We start from the raw sequence: 21,499 nt of genomic DNA on the forward strand, positions 1-21,499 counted from the left end.
CTGCAGGCTTTGCCTTGGCCTCGGGTTTCGCTTTGGCTGCAGGCTTTGCCTTGGCTTCGGGCTTCGCTTCGGCTATCGGCTCTTCCGTGCCCTCGGCTCCCATCTTTGCTTCAGTTTTCTCCTCGCCTTCTGGCTTCTCCATTGTTACGGCCTCCGGCTTCTCCGTAGCTTCGGGGTTTCCTTCAGCTTCGGATTGCTTCTTGTCGGTTTCGGCGCTGGTTGGGAAGTAAAACACCTGATCCGTTGGGGCCTTGATGGTCGGAGAGTTCACGTTGAGTTTCGGGCAATGAATTGGAAAAAGAGTATATATCGTTTTAGCATGTAGGAGTCGTCGCGTCTTGCGGTATCTGGTTCCGGCAGTCGGGTAGTGTTTGCACCCGAAACGCAGGATTTTGGGTCTCTGAGCATCTCAGCACGGCCCTCGACGATGGCCGATCTGGCTTTGGTGGTTCCGAGCGCATAACCGCTGGCGTCCCGTTGCCCGACTCCGCGTTTGAACGCATCGACAAGGCGTGGGGAGATCAGATCAGGAGGCCGTCTGGCGCCATGGTCTGGGCGCCCAGGAGCGCATCGCATCCTTGAGTCGAAGAACAGTCGTGGCCGGCTGCGTCCTGAGCAGTTATTGCAGCGACGACCGGAAGACAGTCAGTCGGATCATCTTCCGGCCCTAGACCGAGTAGGCCTTGCTCGTCCGGCCAACGGTGGCGGGCTTGCGCGAGATCTGCAGGAACAGCACAAGACCGGCGAGCGTCAGCGCAAAGCCGGCCCACACTGCTGACAGCAGCCCATGGCCCTGCGCGATGGCCTGCCCGCCTGTCCAGGCGCCAATGGCGTTCGCCACGTTGAGGGCGGCCAGGTTCATCGCGCCCATCAACGTCGGCGCATCCGGAGCGGCTTGGGTGAGCCGGACCTGGATGGTCGGGATCGCGACCATCATCGTTGCGCCCACCGCAAACAGACCGGCCATCAGGACACCGGCGTTCTGACCGCCCATCGCCAGCAGCGCCAGGGCGACCAACGCGCTGCCGAAACCGGCGACCAGGCCCCGCGTGGGGTGCCGGTCGGCCAGCCGACCGCCGAGGACGTTACCCGCCGTCATGCCGACGCCGAAGATGCCCAGCGCAATCGGAATCCAGCGCTCGCCGAGCAGCGCGCCATCGGTGACGAGTGGGCCGACGAAGGTGTAGACGGCGAAGATGCTGGCCACGCCCAAGGCGGCCACCGCCACCATCGCCCAGACGGCCGGGCGGTTCAGGGCCCGAAGCTCCTGCAGCACCGGCCCGCCGTCCAGCGCGTTGGAACGGGGCACCCAGGCCCATAGTGCCAGCAGCGACAACAGGCCCAGTGCCGACACGGCCAGATAGGCATTGCGCCAGCCGAGGGTCTGGCCCATCAGCGTGGCCAGCGGCGACCCCACGATGGTGGCGACGGTCAGGCCCGTCATCACCAGCGCAAAGGCGCGCCCACCCTTCCCCGGCCCGACGATGTAGGTGGCCACCACGGCCCCGGCGCCGAAGTAGGCCCCTTGCGGAATGCCGCTCAGGAAGCGCGCCAGCGTGAAGCTGACCAGGCCGGTCGCCACCGCCGACAGCACATTACCCAGCACGAAGACGCCCATCAAGGCTAACAACAGGTGCTTGCGGTTCAGCTTGGCGGCCAGGATCGTGACGGCGGGACCGCCGAGCACCACGCCCAGCGCGTAGGCCTCGATGGCGTGCGTGGCGCTGGTGAGGTCGAGTTCCAGGCTCGCGGCAAACTGTTGGAGCAGACCCATGCTGGCGAATTCGGACGTACCGATCGAGAAGGTGCCGAGCGCCAGTGCGAGCAGGGTCAACGTTCTGCGGCTGATCTGGCGCGCGTTTGTGCGGTGCGTCTTGGTCGAGGCGCGTTGGGTTTCGTAAGCCTGGTTGAGCATGACGGTTTTCCTGCGTGGTGGTTCAAGACAGGTTTCAGATGCCATTCGGCAGCGGTGCATCCGGATGCACCAGTCCGGCCTGGCGCAGTTCGCGCCAGAAGCCGACTGGCACCTGCGCGTCCAAGGCAGCGCGGTCCTCGGCGATGCGCTCCGGGCGGCTCGCACCAGGGATCACGGCTGCCACTGCCGGATGGGCCAGCGAGAACTGCAGGCCTGCGGCCTTCATGGTCACGCCGTGGCGATCGGCGATCGTCTTGATCGCCTGCACGCGTTCCAGAATCGCTGGCGTCGCCGGGGCGTACTCGAAGTTGGGGCCGCCTACCAGCGCGCCCGAGCTGTAGGGCCCGCCGACCACGATGCCCAGGCCGCGGGCGGCCACCTGTGGCATCACCCGCTGCAGGGCCCTTGAGTGGTCCAGCAGCGTATAGCGACCGGCCAGCAGGAAGCCGTCCGGCTGCGGGCCCTGCAGGTCGAGCAGCAGTTCGATGGGCTCGACCCGGTTCACGCCAAGTCCCCAGGCGCGGATCACGCCTTCGTCACGCAGTCGGTCCAGCGCCTTGAAGGCCCCCTTGCGTGCGGTCTCGAACACGCCGAGCCACTCGTCACCGTAGAAGTCCTGCGCGACGTCGTGTACCCACACGATGTCGAGCCGATCGGTTTTCATGCGCTGCAGGCTGTCCTCAATCGAGCGCAGCGTCGCGGCCTCGGAATAGTCGTTGACGATCCGGTTGGCGCGGCCGTGCCGGAACACGTCGCCCTTCTCGCCCAGGTCTCGGGCGGTGACGTCCTCGACCTCGTCCAGGACCAGGCGCCCGACCTTGGTGGCCAACACCATGCTGTCCCGGTCGCGGCCGGCCAGCGCGTCGCCCAGGCGCGCTTCCGCGAGGCCGGCGCCGTAGAACGGCGCGGTGTCGAAGAAGCGGATGCCGTCCTGCCAGGCGGCATCGACGGTTGCCTGTGCCTCGGCTTCGGGAATGGCGCGGAACATGTTGCCCAGCGGTGCGGTGCCAAAGCCCAGGCGGCCAGGGATGAGGTTCTTGAGGGACATGGTGCTCTCCGTTCGGTGGTGGGATGAGCGAATGATGGGCGCCGGACAGAGATTCATCCAATTTATTTCATATAATCAAGTTTTATTGCTGACGATATATATGTCGATGCGATACGACCTGAACCTGCTACCGATCTTCGTGGCGCTGATGGAGGAGCGCAGCGTGACCCGTGCCGCCGACCGCCTGGGCATGACGCAAGCGGCGCTATCGAATGCGCTGTCACGCCTGCGCATCGTGCTGCAGGATCCGCTGTTCATCCGTGAACGCTATGGCATGCGACCCACCGCGAAGGCCGAGCAGCTCGCGCCTGCGCTGACCCAGGCGCTGGCAGCGATGGACACGGTGGTACTCGGACAGCGGGCCTTCGACCCGTCGCGCGCCGATCAGGTCGTCACAATCGCGGCGAACAGCTATGTGGAGTTCGTGCTGGTGCCGGCGTTGGTCGCTCGGCTGAGCGCACTCGCGCCGGGCATCCAACTGCGTACGCTGCCCTTCGGCACCGACCTCGCGGAGACTGGCGTGATCTCAGGCACCACCGCGATGGTGCTGGGCCGGCTCAGCGATGAGCCAGATAACCTCGTCGTGCAACACATTGCAGATGATGGCCTGGCCTGCGTGGTGCGCGCCGATCATCCGACGATTGACAGCCGGATCACGAAGACACAGTACGAACGACTGAAGCACGTCAATGTGCTGCCCCCAGGCCGCCTGCGCGCCGGGCTCTTCCAGGCCCTGGACCGCCAGGGACTCAAGCGGGAGGTGGTGGTGTCGGTCACGCACTTCGCGTCCATTCCCGAGATCGTCTCGGCCACCGACTATTGCGCCACGCTCCCCCAACTGATTTGCCGGCGCCTGACCCACGACGCAAGGCTGAAGGTACTGCCCGCGCCTGTGGACCTTGGAACCTTTCCGCTGCACATGGCATGGCACGTGCGCTATCGACAGGATCCGGCGCACATCTGGCTGCGGACCCTGGTCGCCGACGTGGCGAGTTCGCTTTGATGGTATGCGGTCTGGAGAGCGTGAGCGATCCAGCGACCGCATTGGAATCCGCAGGTCGCAAGCCTGACTAGAACCCCGCCTCCCGGATGCCGACACTCAGTACATTACGCAGCCAGTCGCCGAGACGGCTGCGAGACTCCCCGGCAAGGTAGACGCGCCCGCGAAGTTCCATCAACGACGGCAGTGGGTCGGACAATTCGATCTGCACCAGATAGAGCGCCGCCTCCGGCAACAGCACACCCTGTTTCTCCACTGCCGCGATCGGGCCACCGTGTGGCGTAGTGAGCTGCGGAGAAGGTATCTGTGCGCTGCGGGAAGGAGAAATGGCGCGGATCACGCCGCAGTAACGGTCCGGCTGTGCCTCGGCGTAAAAGCAGGCGCGTGCACCGTGACGCAAGTACTGGACGTCGGACTCGCTCACGTAGGCATCCACTTGCCAATGCGATGGGTCGACCAGGCGACCCAGTACCTGCTTCGGACTCACCCACGAGCCCTCGCGCACGTCGTCCGGCACGTCGACCCAGGCGCCGTCGAAAGGTGCCACCAGTAGCAATCGACGTTCTTCCGCCTGGACCGCGCGCACGCGCGCGAGGCTTTGCTGCAGCGCCTCTCGTGTGGCGGCCTGCTGTTCGATACCACGGCGCAAGTCCAGCAGTCCGGTGAGCCGCGCGTCATTGCCCGCCACGCTGGCCTTGGCGGCGAGAGTTTCGCTGGCGAGTTCGGGCTGACGAAGCTGGATCAGCGGCGCGCCCGCCTTGACCGTACCCGCCGGCGTACGCGTGATCATCTCGGCGGGAACTGGCGAGTAAGCGGTCCACTGGCTCGCGCTGTGCGCCACGGCCGGCGCACGCACCCCGGTTGGCCAAGGCACGGCCAGCGCAGCGACGAGTGCCGCGAAACCGGCGAGCAACAGGCCGCGACGCAGCCGCGGCGTCTGGGCACGGCGTCGGATCCACACGGTCAGCTCCCTCCAGATTGGCATGGCGATAAAGAACGCAATCTCCACGGCGAACAGGAACACACCTAGCGCCTTGAAGAACAGGTGATAGACCACCAACGCAATGCCGAGGAACACCACCAGCCTGTAGCACCACGTTACCCAGGCGAAAGCGATCAGCTTGCGACGCAGCGTTGCCGGCAACGGCTCGGGCCACGGATCGTGCCAACCCCACAGCAGGCGCCGCAGCGCGGTGCGGGCCAATGCGCCGGCGCGCTCGTGAAGATTGGGCAGGTCGAGCAGGTCAGACAGGATGAAATACCCGTCGAAGCGCATGAACGGACTGGCGTTGAGCGCAAGGGACAAGACCCAACTGGTCGTGGCGAGATAGAAGCAAGCCTGGCGTGCCGGGCCAGGCGTCAGCAAGGCCCAGCACAACGTGGCGAGTCCCGCGATGATGAGTTCGGTCAGAATGCCGGCGCTGGCGATTGCAAGGCGTTGGCGCGCCCGGGTCAGCCGCCACGACTCGCTGGTGTCGGTATAGAGCATCGGCCACATCACCAGAAACGCCACGCCCATATGCCCTACCCGTACACCAAAATGCGTGGCTACCAATGCATGGCCGAGTTCGTGCAGCGTCTTGGCCACAACCAGTGCGCATGCGAAGCCCACCGCGCCTTCCAGCGAGATGGATTCGAACAACGTGTGGCGGAAGGTGTCCCACTGTCGCAGCGTCAACGCTATCCCGACCAGTGTCAGCGCAATCACCGCCCACGCGGTGGATGGCCGGAATACCCATTGCAAGTGGGCGTACAGCCATTGCATGCGGTACGTGGGGCGCAGCAGCGGAATGCGGAAGAACAGGTAGTGATGCAGCCACCATCGCCAGGTCAGCCACGCGCGCGGCGCGTGCGCGGCCGCCATGTCCTGGCTGCGGCCGGGTGCGGGCCGCAGCAGCAGATTGGCCTGCAGGAATGCGGCAAAGGCGAGTACCTGTCCGCCAAGGGCTTGCAATGGCGTCGTATCACGTATCTGCCGCGCGGCGGCGGACGGCACGAGGTGCCAGCGTTGCAGGCATTCGAATTCCAGCCAGCCGATGCGGAAGTGCCGGTTGCGCACCGGATCCTCGATGATCCACGCCGGGCTGCCGTCGGCATGCGCGGCACCGGGGAAGATGCGCAGGTCTTCACGCACCGGTGGCAGCGGCAAGTCTTCCGGGCTGGGTTGGCTGGGGCTGGGGAAGGTGCTGGCCATGACGCGCTCACAGCCCCGTCAGCGCCCGCAGGCTGGCCAGCGGCCGACGCAGGATTTCGTAACCAAGCACCGACCATCCACCCTTGATACGTGCGGTGCCCTTCAGGCCGATGCGGGCCACGCCGGCCTCGGCGTTTTCGGTGGGGTCGATACTGGCACGCAAGCGGTAACTCGGCACGCCTTCCGGTGTCGGCACAGCCTGGTAACTGGTCTCGATCAATGTACCGGTCAGCGGGCTGAGTGGTCGCACCGTCAGGAACAGGCTCACCGGGGCCCCCACCGCCAGCGTCAGGGCATCGGCCACCGGAAGCTGGATCAGCATGGCGGGCCGTTCCGGATTGGCAAGCTGCATGATGCGCTCCCCGGTCACCACCGGCTTGCCGAGCCAGTCATTGATATCGGCGAACACGGCCACGCCATCGCGCGGCGCGAAGACGGTCTGACGCTGAAGCTGCGAGCGAATGGATTCCAGTTCCGCGCGGCGTTCCTCGGCCTTGCTCTGCAGCGTGGTGAGCTGGGCCTTGCTGTCGTCGTTCCGGAACGAATTCTGGCGTGCGGCAAGGAGTTCGGCATCGGCCACGGCAACAGCCTGAGTGGCGACCTCGAGCCGATGGGCTAGCGTGGTGTCATCCAGCGAAAACAGCGGCTGTCCCGCCTTGACCGGCTGGTTTGGCTTGACATGGATGACCTTGATGACGCCTTCAATAGGCGCGCTGATCATCTGCAGATCGAGCGATGTGATCTCGGCCGGCGCCAAGGCACTCTGCCGCACGGGGATCAGCGGCACCAGCAATGCGACGGCAATGGCGATGCGGCGCGTCCTTGTTCCCCACCAGCGCGACAGCTTTGGCTGGCGCCTGGACAGCATCTCCCAGTGATAGCCCCAGGCCTGCGACAGGCGCGTCATCACGATGCTGTGCCCCGCCGACGGCACCGCGTCGAGCAGAAAGACCGCCCAGCCCAACACCTGGCCGCCGCGCGTTTTCAGCGGCAGCGCCCATACGCCGCCCGTCCACCATTCCTCCCAGCCGCCGCGCACGATCTCGCTCGCCTGCGCGGCGTCCTCGGGTGTCAGCCATTGCGGCTCGCCGCTGGTCAGCCGCTCTTGCAGCCACGTGCGCGCGTGGCCAAGCCACACCACATAGGGAGACTGCTCGTCCAGCGACACCAGCCCCGAGATGTTGAGCAGCCGCAGACCGCCCGCATGCGCGTCGAATACCAGCGCCTGCCGGTAGCGCAGCAGCGGATAGGCATCGTTGGCGATATGGAAGCTCAACTGCTGTACCGTATCGGCCTGCCGCGACAGGCTTTCCAGCTCAGCGAGCTGCAGCAGCAGGACCACGTCACCCTGGGGCTGTGCCTGCATGGCGTCACCTCGCCTGCATGACCGCGGTGGCTGGCGGGAACTGCGCGATGCCGCTCATGCCCGGTAACAGATCGGCCGCCGGTGCCTGCAGGCGCCCTTCGATCTCGATGGACTGTGCCACCGCATCCACCCGCGAGTTCATGGCCGACACCCTCGCCCCATAGCTCTTTCCGGTCTCGGTGACGCTGATGGTGAACAACGTGCCGACTTTCACGGTGCGCAGCATGGTCGACGGGATATTCAGCCGCAGCTTGATCGGGCCGTCGCTGACCAGGTCGACCAGCGGCGCCCCGGCATTCACGCTCTCGTGCGGCCGCACATAGACCTTGGCCACGCGGCCCGAGAACGGTGCCTCCACCGAGCAGTGACTCACCTGGGTCCTGGCCAGCGTCACGGCGGATGCCGCCCGGTCGGCCGCGGACTTGGCCAGGTTCAGCTCGGTGTCACCCACGGCGTCCAGCTTTCGGAGTGCGGACTTGGCCTGAAGCGTTTCAACGGCTCCTGCCAGTTCGGCTTCGGCCATGCCTTGCCGGGCCCGGGCTTCGGCGCAGTCCATCTGTACCAGCAGCTTGCCCTTGCCGACTGTCTGCCCCAGCGCGGCCAGCAGCTTGACGATGGTGCCGCTCATGGTGGCGGCGACCGTACTCTCCGGGTCGGCACTGAGCAGTACACGGATGGCGCCGGGGTCGGTACCGGGTGCCGTGTTTGGTGCGGCATTTGCCGGATTGGCCATCATCGCCATTGCGGCCACGGCCGCGAACGGCGGCAAGGCCAGGCGTAGCGCATTCCAAAAGTGAAAAGTTGCCAGCGGCGCGGTCATGGAGCGTTCGGGATTGGCTGGGATAGTTGGACGGGTTGTCCGCTCATGGACTGCGGCGGAACTGGCCGGGGGGGCACTAGTGGCGACATCCGGGCTACCTGCGAAACATTGGAGCCTTGCGAAACTTGCGATCCTTGCGAGACTGGCGACCCGGACGGCACCGTTGCCGGTGGCGGCGCCTGGAAGGTCTGCTGCTCCCAGCCCTGCAGCGTTTGTTCGATGCCAGCCGCCAGTGTCGCCACGTCGTGTGCTGCGATCTGGTCGGGCATCACATCAAGCCCTATCGAGTTGTAGAGCCGCCCCCAGGCCGCTTGCGCTTCGGAGTACGCCGCGTAGCGCTGGTACTGCGCCAGCAGCCAGCGCGCATCGGCACGGATAAACTCCAGCTTCGAGTCCGCCGACACCCGCGCGCTGGCTTCGGCGAAGTCGCGCATGCGGCCATCCACCTTCATGCTGCGATCGGCGAAGTCGAGTTGTTCGCGCGCAAGGTGGTAGCGTTGCACCGCCACGCGGACCTGCGTCAGCACCGCCATCGAAAGCGACAGCCGGCGCATGTCCGACACCTTGTTCTGTGCATCCTGTGCGGCGTCCAGCGCGGGCTTCTTCAGCAGGTTGAACAGGTTATACGACACCCGCACGCCTACCGCCGCCCACGTGTTGTTGAACAGCAGGTCGTTGGAGTCGTAGTGCCCGCCCAGATCGAGCGACAGGTTCGGCCACAATTCCGCCTTGGCGATCTTGATGTCGTTCTCGCTCACGCGTTTGCGATACCACTCCTCCATGACTTCGGGGCGGTTCTCCAGCGCGGCCTGCTCCAGCGCACCGATGTCGAAGCGGTCGAACGGCATGGCCAGTTCGGGGCCATCGGCCAGTTCGTACTTCTCGCCGGGCGGCATCGACATCAGCGCCGCCAGCTCCGCGCGGGCCAGTTCCAGGTCCTGCCGGCGCGTGGACAGCAGGCTCACCGCGTCGAGCAGCGCACGCTGGTATGCCAGTGCCTGCGCGCGCGGCAGATAGCCCTTCTCCTCGGCTTCCTGCGCGTTCTTCAAGCCGTCGTTTACTTTCGCCAGCAGTCCGTCCACGTTGCCGATCAGCCGTTGCGCGCCAAGCGCGCGCCAGTAGGCATTGCGCACGTCCTGAAGCACGTTCTGCACGACCTTGCGGCGCCGCTCTTCGGCCATCAGTACCTGGTCGGCCTTCTGTTGTGTCCGCTCATACGCCACCAGGAAGTCGAGCGTGCTCCATGTCAGGTTGAGATCGGCCAGCCGGTGATAGCGCTGCTCTGACGTCGACGGACGCAAGCTGACCTGTCCGTCCTCGATGCCGACGGACGTGCCGCCGGAATCGTTGTTGCGCCAGGTGTAGCCAGCGCCCGCCACCAGCTTGGGTAGCATCTCGTGCTGCGTCACATCCACCAGGCTGCGCGACAGCGAGCTTTCCATCAGCTTGAGCCGGTAGTCGAGGTTGTACTTGAGCGCCCGCGCAGCCGCTTCGTAGAACGTGATCGGATGCGTCACGGGTTCCTGCTCGTTGTAGATGTCGCGCCGATCCTCCGCCGCACGCTGGCGGACCTGGTCCGCTGTGTAAGGCTGCGGCGTGGTGACCGTGGAACACGCGGTCGCTAGCAGCGTGGAGGCGACGGCCAGCAGGATCGGCCGGTGATAACGTCGCTTCATGGTTGCTCCTGTCTGGAATTGTCTGCCGGCGTGATCGCGCGTGCGGCGAGCTTACGGAGCTGTTCGCTGAACGATGCCGCGGCACGCGGCGTGCGCTGGCCGGGCTTGCCCCGCTGCGGCTCGGACTTCTCCACGGGCTTCTCGGGACGCGCTTCAATGCCTTTCAGCGCGAACACCGACGGGTCGGGCAACCAGCCGTCGGCCGACAGCGACACCACGCCCTGCCGCCCGGCCATGCGGGCGGCTTCCAGCCGGGCAATCGCCTGAAGTTGTTGCAAGGTCGATTGCAGCATCACGGCATCGTCCGGGTCGCGCCCCAGGCCGGCAGCGATGGACGTGGCGCGGATCTCCGGCGGCAGGGTCAGGTCAGGACGTTCTCCGCGAATGAAGAAGTTGCCGAACTCGCCCGCCCGCGCTACTTCGCGCACCTCCGGCGTCACGAAGACCACGGGATCCACGCTCAGGTTCGTGCCCCCGCGCGTCCGTGGCGCTTCCAGGTCGGAGAAATAGTTGAAGGCTGGCGGCGGCACATACGGCGCATCGATATTGAGCGTGATGACCAGCTGCGCCTGGTCAGTCGCGCCCGCCAGGTCCGCAACGGTATAGGTGAATGTATCCTGCAGGATCGGGCCCCGGCCGGCCGCCTGCAGTACGGCCGGATTGGTCAGGTCGATCTCGTAGGTGTAGCTGCCGTCCGCATTGAGGACGAGGAAGCCGTAGGCGCCGGCGATGCGCGTGCCCGGCGGCACCGATGCCCCGCCCTGCTCCTCCGTGCCGGCGCGCACGCCAATCACGTCGAGATGATCGCCGCCATCCACATCGCTGTCGTTGGGCAGCACGTTGCCGGAGGTAGACGTTTCGGCGCGCGTATTGTCGACGGCACCGGCGTCGTCTCGCGCGACCGGCGCATCGTTCTGGCCGGCGATCGTGATGGTCAGCGTGGCGACGGCTGACAGGCCACCGGTGTCGGTCACCGTATATGTGAAGACCTCGGTCAGCGTCTCGCCCGCCATGCGCAACGCCTGCACGGTGGGATTGTCGTTGTCCACCACGTAGCGGTAGCTGCCGTCGGCCAGCACGGTCAGCGTGCCGTAGCGGCCCACCGTGGCACCGGCCACCACGCCGGCGCCCGTCGGGCCATTGATCACGGTGACGGTCCGGGTGTCGTTGGCATCCACGTCGGTATCGTTGCCCAGCACATTGCCGACTGCGTCGGCCCCTGGAACGGTATTGAGGTGGCCACCGGCCTCGATGGCCGCGCCCTGGTCTCTGATGGCCACCGGCGTGTCGTTCTTGCCGAAGATCAGTACGCGCAGCATGGCCTGGTCCTGCCCACCGAAGTTGTCGCTGATGGTGTAGGTGAAGCTGTCGAGCAGGATATCCGCGGGAGTGCGCAGTGCCTGCACCTCGGGCAGGCCGTTGTCGACGACGTAGCTGAAGCTGCCGTCGGCGTTCAGCACCAGCGTGCCGTACTGGCCGCGCAGCGGCACACCGATGACGCCTGCCGTGCCGCCGCCGGTCTCGGTGCCGGTGCGGATGCCCACCACGGTTAGTGCCCCGTTCTCCGGATCGGTGGCATTGACGAGTGCGTTGCCCACCGGATCGCGGCCCGGCGTGGTGTTGTCCACGCCGCCAGCCTCGACCGCCAGCGTCAGCACATCGGGCGCGTTCGGCAAATCGTTGACGCCGTGGATGGTCACGGTCAGTTGCGCCACGTCGACCAGACCGCCGCCATCCACCACCTGATAGGTGAAGCGCTCGGTCAGGGTCTGCCCGGGCGCCAGCGCGCGCACGATGCGATTGGTGTCGTCAGCGTGGTAGCGGAAGCTGCCGTCCGGACGGATTTCGAGGAAGCCGTACAGGCCACTCACGCGCACGATTCCGGTGCCCACGTCGGTCAGCGTCCCGCCCGCCGCTTCGGCGCCGGCACGGATGCCGGTCACCGCACGGGTGTCGCCTGCATCGACGTCGGTATCGTTGGGCAACACGTTGCCGGTGGCGTCAACAGGCGGCGTGACCGACGTGGCCGGCGTGGCGTCGGTGGTGTCGTCCACGGCAACCGGCGCGTCGTAACGGCCAAGAATCGTGATGGTCAGCGTGGCTTGATTCACCAGGCCACCGGTATCGCGCATCGTGTAGGTAAACGTCTCGGTCAGCGACTCGCCCGCCTTCAGCGCCTGCACCGCCGCGAGGCTGTCGTTGACGCTGTAGACGTAGCTGCCGTCGGCGTTGAGGACCAGCCCGCCATATAGCCCGGTGAGCGACGTGCCGATGACGCCGGTCGCGCCGCCCGAGGTCTGGACGGCGGTGGCCGTCTTGGAGTCGCCACTGTCGATGTCGGTGTCGTTGTTCAGCACGTTGCCCGTGGCGGCCTGCCCTGGCGTGCCGTTGAAGGTGCCGCCGCGTTCGATGGCGGTGCCGCTGTCGGCCACGGCTATCGGGGTGTCGTTGGCGCCGTGGATGACGATAACAAGGTCATTGGAACCGCTCAGGCCGCCGCTGTCGGTGACGAAGTACGTGAAATAGTCGGTCAGCGTGTCGCCGGCCGTGCGCAGTCGTTGCACGCCCGGGTCGTCGTTATCGACAAAGTACTGGTAGGTGCCGTCGGCACGCACGAGCAGCGAACCGTAGTTGCCGCGCAGCAACTGGCCGATGGTGCCGAAGGTCACGGATCCGGTCATGTTTCTTTCACCGGTGCGGAACGCCGTGACGGTGCGGGTGAAGTCGTCCACATCACTGCTGGCCACCAGCAGGTCGCCGGCCGGGTCGCTACCCGGCGTGCCATTGGCCAGGCCGCCCGCCTCGAATGCGTCGGCGCGCTGCGGAGCCGCCACGGGCGGATCATTGGCGCCGTTGATCGTGACCACCAGTTCGGCCAGGTCTGTCGCGCCCGCCGCGTCGCGCACCTTGTAGGTAAACGTCTCCGATAGTGATTGGCCGATATTGAGCCCATCGACCAAGGGATTGGCGTTGTCCACCACGTAGCGGTAAGTGCCGTCGGCATTGAGCACGAGCGTGCCGTACTGGCCAACCACCTGTATCGAGGTGGAGGCGCTGTCGGCAACCGCCCCGCTGGCTTCGGCGCCCGCGCGCGCGCCGGCGACGGTCTTAGTCTCGCCATTGGCAATGGCATCGACATCGCTGTCGTTGGTCAGCACGTTGCCGATCGGATCGATGCCCGCATTGCCGGCGCCGCCGGCTTCCAGCGCGATGGCCGTGTCGTTGACGGCAACCGGGTTGTCGTTGGTACCGGTGATGCGGATGTGGATCAGCGCCGAGCTGGTCAGCGTGCCGTCGCTATCCGTGTAGGTGAAGACCTCGGACAGCGTGTCGGTGGGTCGCCGCAGCGCCTGCACCACAGCCAGCGAATCGTTCACGGTATAGGTGAATTCCCCGTGATCGTTGATGGTCAGGCTGCCGTACTGGCCAGCAATCGTCACCGATCCGCCGACCGGCACGGCAAGCGTGGTGCCGCCGAACGCGATACTCACAACGCTGATCGCGTCGCCGTCCGGGTCGATGTCGTTGGCCGTGGCGTCACCGGTGGCAGGCGCGCCGCCACTGCCGTTGGCCACGCCGCCCGCCTCGCGGGCCGTGGCCGAGACGTCATTGGCCACCGGGTTGTCGTTGACGCCGTGCACGGTCACGATCAGGCGCGCCGCCGACGCGCCGCCACCCGGGTCGAGCAGCGTGTAGACGAAGGTATCCTGCAGCGTGTCGTTGGGTCCGAGCACCACTACCGCGGCATTGGTACTGTCGACGAGGTACTGGTAACTACCATCGGCACGTATGACCAGTTGCCCGTAGGCACCGTTGATCGTGACGCCGCCCGCCGTGACCGCGGTATCCGTTGCACCGGTGGCATCCGGGCGGATCTGGCTGACCACATCCGAGGTGACCGGATTGTCGACGTCGGTGTCGATTTCGCCCGTCGTGGCGGGCGTGCGCTCGTCGAGGATCACGTTGCCGGTCGGGTTCACCGGTGTGCCAATCACCGTGCCGGTACCCACGTCCACCTGGGCGGCCGATGCATTCGCGGTATTGTCCACGGCCACCGGGTTGTCGTTGGCGCCGTGCACGGTGATGGTCAGCACGGCCACCGAGCGCAGGCCGCCCGCGTCGGTCACCTCGTACGAGAACGTATCGGTAAGGGTGTCGCCAACGTTCAGCGCCTGCACCCGCGCATTGTTGTTGTCGATCACATAGCGGAAGCTGCCGTCGGCGCCGATGCGCAGCGTGCCGAATTGCCCCGCCGTGGACGCGCCACCGCTGTCGGCCGTGCCGCCGGCCGGTACGGAGACGATCGGCCCGAGCGAGCCGAGGACGCCCGATGCAAAGCGCGTCACGGTCTTGCTGTCGCCGGCGTCGACGTCGGTGTCGTTGCCGAGCACATTGCCCAGCCCATCGCTACCCGGGGTGCCATTGGCTGCGCCGCCGGCCTCGGTGGCGTTGCCGGCGTCGTCATTGGCCACCGGCGTGTCGTTGGCACCGTGGAGGGTAATGGTCAGCGTGGCCGTGCTGGTGGCGCCGGCGAGGTCGGTGACGGTATAGGTGAAGATCTCGGTCAGCGTGTCGGTGGAAAGGCGCAGCGCCTGCACGGCGGCGTTGCTGTTATTGACCAGGTATCGGTAGCCGCCGGTATCGGTCATCTCCAGCACGCCGAAGTTGCCCGCGATCACACTTGGCGTGACGCCAGGCGCTACCGTGACGGTGGTGGCGCCGAAACTGACGTCGACGATGGTCAGCACGTCCTGGTTGGTGGCAATGTCGACATCGATGTCGTTGGTGATGACATTGCCGGTCGGATTGACGCCGGCCGTCGCGTTGTTGGTACCGCCCGCTTCCACGGCCGTATCGACATCCGCTACGGCGATCGGTGCATCGTTGACCGCGATGACGGTGATCGGCAGCGAATCGGTGTCTGACAGGTTGTCGTCCGTCGGCTCGAAGGGAATGCCGTCGCCGTCCACGTCGCCGCGCTGGCCCCGATCATCGGTGCGGATCACCAGCGTCTCGTTGCCATTGAAGTTGGCCGACGGCGTGTACACGAGCGTGGCCAGCGCGGCGTTGATATCGGCCTGGCTGCCCTGCAGCGTGAACGAACCGGTGCCGAGTGCGCCGGCCACGATCGCTGCCGCCCCCGGGCTCAGCGTCAGCACGCCGTGCGAGACAGAGAGCGTAACGTTGATCAGGCCAGTACCGGCGTCGGGGTCGCTGACGGTCAGGCCGACGATGGCAAGCGGGTTGTCCTCGTTGACTGACGGGGACGCGGGAAGGCCGTTAACGGGCGGGTCGTTGCGTTCCACATAGCCCACACTGCCCGCCACTGCCACGCCGCCGTCGCCATCACTGAACTGTATGCGGGCCAGTTGTGTGGCGGCATCGCTGTCGATGCGGGCGTTGACCGTGCCGGTGGGATTGGCCAGCGCGATGGTTGGCGGCGCATCAACCCGGAACAGGCCTCGGCCCAGCACGCCAAAGCTGTAGAAGCCGTTGGCATCGGTAGTCGTGGTGAAGACCTGGTTGTCAGCGGTGGTGGTCAGGTCGTTGTCGGCGCCCGCCCAGGTCAGCGTGACGGTCTGCCCGGCAATGCCGGGGCCGTCAGGCGTGGTGCTGGACGTGGCGGAATCCGTGTCGTTCCATAGCGTGCCGCTCAGGAAGCTCACCCCCGCGCCGTCGGCGTCCCGGTAGTCGTTGGGGCCGGCCAGGCTGCCGGTACGCTCGCCACCCACGGTGCCCGGCGCGCCGACCGATGTGCCCGCGAAGCTGGCAAAGCTGTCGGGAAGGCTGGTGTAGGTCACCGTTGCGCTGGTATCGGCCAGCAGCACGTTGTTGGGCAGGCTGGCGGTGTAGACCAGGCCCACGGAATGGCCGACCTGTAGCGCGGCGATGTTAAGCGTGAGCTGGTCGCCGGTAACCGTCAGCGTGAACCCGGCGGGCAGCGCATTGGGCGCGAACGCGATGCCGTCGATGGTCACGCTCTGTACCGCAAGGCCCTGGCCGCCCGCTGGCAGCACATCGGTCAGTACCACGTCGTAGGCCGTGGACGTGCCGGTGTTGCTGAATCCAAGGCTGTAGGTGGCGGTACCGAACGGCGTGCCCACGCCGGGGTTGAATCCGATGACGGACTTGTCGAGGTTGGTGATCTGCGGCTCCACCACGCGCTCGACCACGTCGGCGGTGGTGGTGCGTACGTCGGTGCCGCTGAGGAACACCGCGTGCACGGGCAACTGGGTGCCGGCCTGCACGCCCGCGCTGTTGTCCACCCGCGCATTGAATTCAAAATAGAAGCCTTCGAAATCGGGGTCCTGGTTGGCGTTGACCAGTGAGCCGAGCCGTACGGTGATGACGCGTGGATTGCTGGTGTCGATCCGCGATGGGTCGATTACGCCCTGCGCGCGCAGCGGCCCGCTCAGGTCGCCCTGCAGCAGGGTCTGGCCGGCGTTGTCGATACCGCCGTTCAGGTATAGCGTGCCACCGATGATGAAGCTGGAGTCCAGCGTTTGCAGCCCGGGGGCGCCGCCGGAGGTCGGGTCTGAAATGAAGCTCAGCAGCGTCGAGCCATCGTTGACGAAGGTCATGCCCTCCGGCAATACGATCTGGATCGCAGTGTCTGCCGTGGCCCCTTCCGGCACCAGGATAGCCACGCGATAGTGGACGATCTCGCCCACTGCCACGTCTTCCGGGTCGGAGGTGGTCGGCGTGCCGATCGGCGTGTCCACCATGCCGCCCACGTGGCTGATCGCACCGCCTGCCGCCACGCGGGTCTGGCTGAGGTTCTGCACCTGGTAGTCATTCAGGACGCCGGTGTTGAGCAGGCCGTCGGTGCCGGTGCGTTCCCCGGCACTGGGGCCGTTCAGGCTGGTCCAGCTGACGTTGACCGGGTTGTCGATCGAGCCTGAGGAGCCTACCAGTGCGTTGACCGTGCCACGGATCTGGATCACGACGCCCGCGCCGCGCGGGATGTCGAGCTTGCTGCCCGCCGTGGTCTGGAGCACGCCGTTGACGATTTCGAAGTCGCCCGGCCCCGAGATGGTCGCGCCACCGGACAGCGTCACCCCGATGATCGTCACGCCGTTGAGCTCCTCCGGCAGGACATCGCGCAACTGCACGTCATAGGCGTTGAAATCGCTGGCACCGGTGCCGTTGGTGATGGTGATGGTGTACGTCATCACGTCGCCACGGTCCACGCCGGCGACGGAGCCCGTGGTCGCCACGGTCTGGCCGAGCACGAGCGTCGGTTCCACCACGGTCACCGTGGGGCGCGCCCCGGTCAGGCTGACGGTGCGGTCCACGCTGGCCGTGCCGTTGGGCGTGTCGCCGTCCGGATCGGTGTAGCCCATGCTCGCGCTGTTGGCGAGCTGCGTGCCGGCCTGGTTGCCGATGACGTTGCTCGCCACCAGCCGCACGCGGATCACGAAACTGTTGTTGGTCGTCACGTTGTCGCCCAGCGCGCTGCTGGCACTGAAGACAATGCGGGCATCGGAACCATCAGCAACCGGATTGCCGTCGACGGTGCCCACGCTTGCCACGGTCACCGTGCCATTGAAATCCGCCGCCAGTGCCCCGCTGCCCGTGCGCGAGGTGATGAGCTGGTAGCCGCCGTTGCCGAAGCTGGTGTCCAGCGTCATGCCGGCCGGCACGATATCGGTCAGCGACAGGCTCTGCGTGCTGCCTTCTGGCAGCGTCACGACAATGTCGTAGACCATGCTCTCGCCAACCACCAGATTGGCCCCGCTGGTCTGGCTGGCGCTCGATGCGCTGTCCGCCGGCAGGCTGGCGCCGTCCTGGAAGAACTTGGTCACGACGGGCGCGGCCACCAGTTCGGCGGCCGTATCGACCAGGTCGGTCGGCGTGAAGTCGGTGCCGCCCTCCACGCTGGCGTAGTGCGTGAGCACCCCCGCGCTTTGCAGGTTCTGCCCAGCCTGTACGGCCTGCTGTGCCACCGTGTCGTAGGTGATGACGACGACATTGGCGCCGCTGGTGTCGTTGGCGCTGCCGGGACGCCCCGCCAGGAACGTGGCCTGGTTGCCGGCATCGAGGAAGGTGATGCTGTTGCCCGAGACCGTGTAGTCCACCCCCGCCACCAGCGGCGTGCCATCGCCCCGGCTGATGCGCAGGTTGGCCGCACCGAGACTGCCGTTCAGGAAAGCCAGGCCGGACGGCAGTGTGATGGTGGTGCTGACATCGAACGCGCCGCCGCCGCCGGTGTTCTCGATGGCGGTGGCAAGACGGATGATGTCGCCGGCATCCATGTTGGTGACGGTACCGTCAACGGCGGCGATGTCGGTCACCGCCCCTGTGAACGCCGCGCCGCCGGTGCCTGCCGCCGACCACGTGCCGGTGGTGCCGCTGACGGTGCCGCCGGTACTGGCCACCACGCCGTGCTTGATGTTCAGCGTCGGCTCGGCCACTGACTGCACCAGGGCCGGGTCCGCGCTGATCAGCGGCTGCTGTCCAATGGTGGTGGTCTGCTGCGACTGGCCAAGCACGGTGATCGAACGCTGGTCGGCGAAAGGCTGGTCGCCGACGCGCATGGTGAACAGCAACTCGATGCGGTTCTGGCCGACGATGTTGCCGCGCAGCACGAAACTGCCGAAATCGAAGATCACGGAATTGCCGGGGCCCGGCGTCACGCTGATCACCGAGCCCGGATGGGTGTCGCCAGGCCCGGCGCTCCATTGGTTGACGCCGACGCCGTTGCTCCAGCTAACGTTGGCATCGAACAGCGGCAAGGGCAGATAGGCGGTCAGCGTGAAATTCTCGTAGTCGCCGGTGGTCAGGTCATAGCTCAGGCGGAACGTGACGACATCGCCCGGGTGCAGTTCGAAGTCGCCTTGAGGCGGCACACCGTTGACAAGGAACACATCGGTGCTGATGGCGCTGGCAGCCACGGTGACGGTGGCCTGCGAACCGTCGGATTGGTCGCCACCGGAGTTGAAAACGTCGAGCGCCACGACGCCGTCGATCTCGGCGGTATTGCCCAGGCTGTCGCCCTCGTTGATCTCGCTCTGCGGATAGGTGCCCTGGTAGGCCTCGTCCACCGTGGCCTGGTATCGGATGGTGGCAATGGTGGCGCCTTCGCGCGTGCCGTGCGCCGTCAGGTCGCCCGCGAGGATGCCGACCGGCAGGCCGGCGTTGCGGATGGACTGCGCGAGATCGAACGTGATGACCGTGCCGTTCGGCCCCTTGGCGCCAAGGGAAAAGACCAGGGGCACCGTATACGTCTGGCCGTTCTGCTGGAACGTCATGACCGGCGAGCCGGAGAACGTCATGCCGTCTCCCAGCGTGTCGGTGATCGTGAGTTGGCCCGTGCGCAGCAGGGTCTCGCCGAAGGCGAAGTAGTCGGAAACGGCAATGTCGTACTGGAAGGCCAGCGTGTCGCCCGGCGATACCCCGGGCGTGCCGGTATCGGTACCAACCGCCACGCTCTTGTGGAGCGTGATCGACTTGGCGGTAAAGCTCAGCGGATCGCCGTCGGCCGCCACTTCGACGAACGGCGGCGCGGGTGTCACGGGAACATCGCGCGGGTCCAGCGGCGTCCAGTCGGCAGTGGCGTGCGGCGCCGCGACGGTGATGCCGCGTGCGTCGCCGGTAACCGGGTCGAGCACGGTATTGCCGCCGCTGTCTGCCTGGGGCACGATGAAGCGCACCACGGTGCTGGTTGGCGCGGAGATCGATGCGTAGACCACCGTGTAGGACTGCACGTAGGCACCGCCGGCCAGCACCGTGGCGATGTCGCCGGCGTCGGTGTAGACCGTACCGTCGGCCAGTGTCAGCGACGTGATATTGCCGCCCGCGCCAGGGGTGATGCTGTCGACGCGGATCGTGCCGGGCAGGTTCTGCGAGATCGCCACGTTGTTCAGCGTCTGGCCGGGCGCCGGCGTGGCAGTGACTGTCAGCGAATGCTCGAAGTTCTCGCCGGTGGCGGTCTCGCCTTCCACCATGTCAGTGGTCTGCGTCAGCTCCAGCGGGGTCGACTGCAGCGTGAAGGTGTCAAATGCTGTCTCCACCAGCGACGGGTCTTGCGCGGGGTTGTCCAGCGCATCGTTGCCGAACTGGAAGCCGCCGCGCACGCTGATGACATGCGGCCGGTTGGCATCGGCGAGGTCGCTCATATGAACGTTGATGGTCACCGTTGCCGACGGCTGGCCATTGCTGAAACTGGCGTAGGGAAGTTCCAGCACCACGAGCTGGTCGCCGGCACGGTACCCATAGTCGGAAGCCCGGATGACGAGCGGATTGCCGCTGGCATCCCTGGCGATGGGGTGCAGTGCGGTGCCATCGGCGCCAAAGGTCACTACGTGAGCAGTAACCGGTGTGCCGAGATATGTCGCCGACACAAAGCTCACGCCATCGTCCCCGTCGTAGCCGGTGGAAGGCAGCAGCACGTCGAGGTACGGCGCGTACCCAGGCTGCGATGACGGATTGGTGAAGGTGACGTTGATCGAGGCATCCCCGCCGATCAGAATGGTTTCGCCGGCGCTGCCCAGCGTGGTGGTCGGGGCGGCGTTGGCAAGCAGGCCGCTGTAGTGGTCGAGCTCCGCGGCGTTGACGTCCAGACGGGTTTCGATCGGACCGGTGCTGGCTTCCAGAACCCAGTCACCGCCCGCGCTGGTGGCACCGGTATCGTTGGTCGAGGCAGCCACGTCCGCGCCGGTGACACTGGCGAGCCGCTGGATCAACGCCTGGCCTTCCGCACCGGCACCGGTGCGGCAGCCATACAACAGGATGTCGGCGTCCTGGGAAAGATGACTGGCCCAGCCGGCGGTACGACCGGTATCGCCGGAGCTTGCGGTCAGTTCGCTCGTACCGAGGGTGATTTCACCGGGCGTGCCGTGTCCAAGAATCTGGATCGAACTCACCTGGCCGATGCGCTCCAGCGCTGCCAGCACCGCGGCCACGCCATCCTGCCCCGCCTCGACTACCAGCACTTCCGTACCGGGCGAAGCACTCTGTGCCAGTTCGCTGGCACCGTTGACCCTGGCATCGATCACCAGCAACTGCTTGCCAGCAGGATGGGACTCATGGGCATCCGGTGCCTGGCTCGGCGGTGGTGCGCCATCCGGCTGCGATTGCTGCGTCTGTTGCTGATGCTCGACGGCGACTCCGGCAGCGGCGTCGTATAGCAAGCGGGGTTCGAGCGCCAAGGCACGGCTGGCCGGCAAAAACGTCGTACTGGTATCGGACATTGGGAGCATCGTCCTTTAACAGATTGTGTGACCCCACCCCGACTCGTCCCGGCTTATGCATCGCCCGGGTCCTCAGTCTTCGCCTTCACGGAGGTAACACCTCAGCACCAAATCAGGAAATGGTCTGCTGCCCACTTTCGTACGGCAGGTCCAGCAGGGCCAGGGCATTCGCCCCCGCCCTACCGCTGGCTACAGACGAATACTTCTCCGTGCGGCGACAATGTGGAAGTGAATGATTCTGCGAATCGAAATTATTTCCTTCGAGATCAGTCTAGGCGAAACACAAGC

At 66.2% G+C, this 21,499-nt stretch carries 8 protein-coding genes and 1 pseudogene; 1 reads left to right on the top strand and 8 read right to left on the bottom strand.

Annotation, left to right across the window (positions count from 1 at the left end; translation table 11 throughout):
• The 3 genes and pseudogenes from ACO550_RS34840 to ACO550_RS34850 form a co-directional block, all read right to left on the bottom strand.
• Positions 1-271: pseudogene (locus ACO550_RS34840) on the bottom strand (hypothetical protein); the annotation flags it as partial.
• Positions 272-667: 396 nt separating this feature from the next.
• Positions 668-1,975 (bottom strand): MFS transporter, encoded by a 1,308-nt coding sequence (locus ACO550_RS34845; RefSeq protein ID WP_315597923.1) that lies wholly within the window; start codon positions 1,973-1,975, stop codon positions 668-670.
• Positions 1,950-2,963, bottom strand: a complete 1,014-nt coding sequence (locus ACO550_RS34850; protein ID WP_315597924.1) for an aldo/keto reductase — start codon at positions 2,961-2,963, stop codon at positions 1,950-1,952. The genes ACO550_RS34845 and ACO550_RS34850 overlap by 26 nt, the downstream gene beginning before the upstream one ends.
• A gap of 100 nt (positions 2,964-3,063) precedes the next feature.
• Between ACO550_RS34850 and ACO550_RS34855 the strand changes: the two genes are divergently transcribed.
• Positions 3,064-3,966, top strand: coding sequence for a LysR substrate-binding domain-containing protein (locus ACO550_RS34855; protein WP_315597925.1), 903 nt, complete (start codon positions 3,064-3,066; stop codon positions 3,964-3,966).
• Between the two features lie 67 nt (positions 3,967-4,033).
• Here the strand turns inward: ACO550_RS34855 and ACO550_RS34860 are convergent, their stop codons facing one another.
• The 5 genes from ACO550_RS34860 to ACO550_RS34880 are packed head-to-tail and all read right to left on the bottom strand — an operon-like array spanning position 4,034 to position 21,211.
• Positions 4,034-6,157: a site-2 protease family protein gene (locus tag ACO550_RS34860; protein WP_315597926.1), complete on the bottom strand. Its 2,124-nt coding sequence runs from the start codon at positions 6,155-6,157 to the stop codon at positions 4,034-4,036.
• Between the two features lie 7 nt (positions 6,158-6,164).
• Positions 6,165-7,523, bottom strand: a complete 1,359-nt coding sequence (locus tag ACO550_RS34865) for an efflux RND transporter periplasmic adaptor subunit (protein ID WP_315597927.1) — start codon at positions 7,521-7,523, stop codon at positions 6,165-6,167.
• A 4-nt stretch (positions 7,524-7,527) separates the two neighbouring features.
• On the bottom strand, positions 7,528-8,343 hold the full coding sequence (locus tag ACO550_RS34870) for an efflux RND transporter periplasmic adaptor subunit (RefSeq protein ID WP_315597928.1): 816 nt from the start codon (positions 8,341-8,343) through the stop codon (positions 7,528-7,530).
• Positions 8,340-10,019: a TolC family protein gene (locus tag ACO550_RS34875; protein WP_315597929.1), complete on the bottom strand. Its 1,680-nt coding sequence runs from the start codon at positions 10,017-10,019 to the stop codon at positions 8,340-8,342. Before ACO550_RS34875 ends, ACO550_RS34870 begins: the two co-directional genes overlap by 4 nt.
• Positions 10,016-21,211: a VCBS domain-containing protein gene (locus ACO550_RS34880; RefSeq protein ID WP_315597930.1), complete on the bottom strand. Its 11,196-nt coding sequence runs from the start codon at positions 21,209-21,211 to the stop codon at positions 10,016-10,018. Before ACO550_RS34880 ends, ACO550_RS34875 begins: the two co-directional genes overlap by 4 nt.
• Between the last annotated feature and the right edge of the window lie 288 nt (positions 21,212-21,499).

The sequence above is a fragment of the Cupriavidus sp. genome, from assembly GCF_057315035.1.

Bases quoted from the DNA above. Each gene is read 5' to 3' on its own strand.
- ACO550_RS34880 (WP_315597930.1), bottom strand. From the start codon at position 21,211: ATGTCCGATACCAGTACGACGTTTTTGCCGGCCAGCCGTGCCTTGGCG.
- ACO550_RS34855 (WP_315597925.1), top strand. From the start codon at position 3,064: ATGTCGATGCGATACGACCTGAACCTGCTACCGATCTTCGTGGCGCTG.
- ACO550_RS34870 (WP_315597928.1), bottom strand. From the start codon at position 8,343: ATGACCGCGCCGCTGGCAACTTTTCACTTTTGGAATGCGCTACGCCTG.
- ACO550_RS34860 (WP_315597926.1), bottom strand. From the start codon at position 6,157: ATGGCCAGCACCTTCCCCAGCCCCAGCCAACCCAGCCCGGAAGACTTG.
- ACO550_RS34875 (WP_315597929.1), bottom strand. From the start codon at position 10,019: ATGAAGCGACGTTATCACCGGCCGATCCTGCTGGCCGTCGCCTCCACG.
- ACO550_RS34865 (WP_315597927.1), bottom strand. From the start codon at position 7,523: ATGCAGGCACAGCCCCAGGGTGACGTGGTCCTGCTGCTGCAGCTCGCT.
- ACO550_RS34845 (WP_315597923.1), bottom strand. From the start codon at position 1,975: ATGCACCGCTGCCGAATGGCATCTGAAACCTGTCTTGAACCACCACGC.
- ACO550_RS34850 (WP_315597924.1), bottom strand. From the start codon at position 2,963: ATGTCCCTCAAGAACCTCATCCCTGGCCGCCTGGGCTTTGGCACCGCA.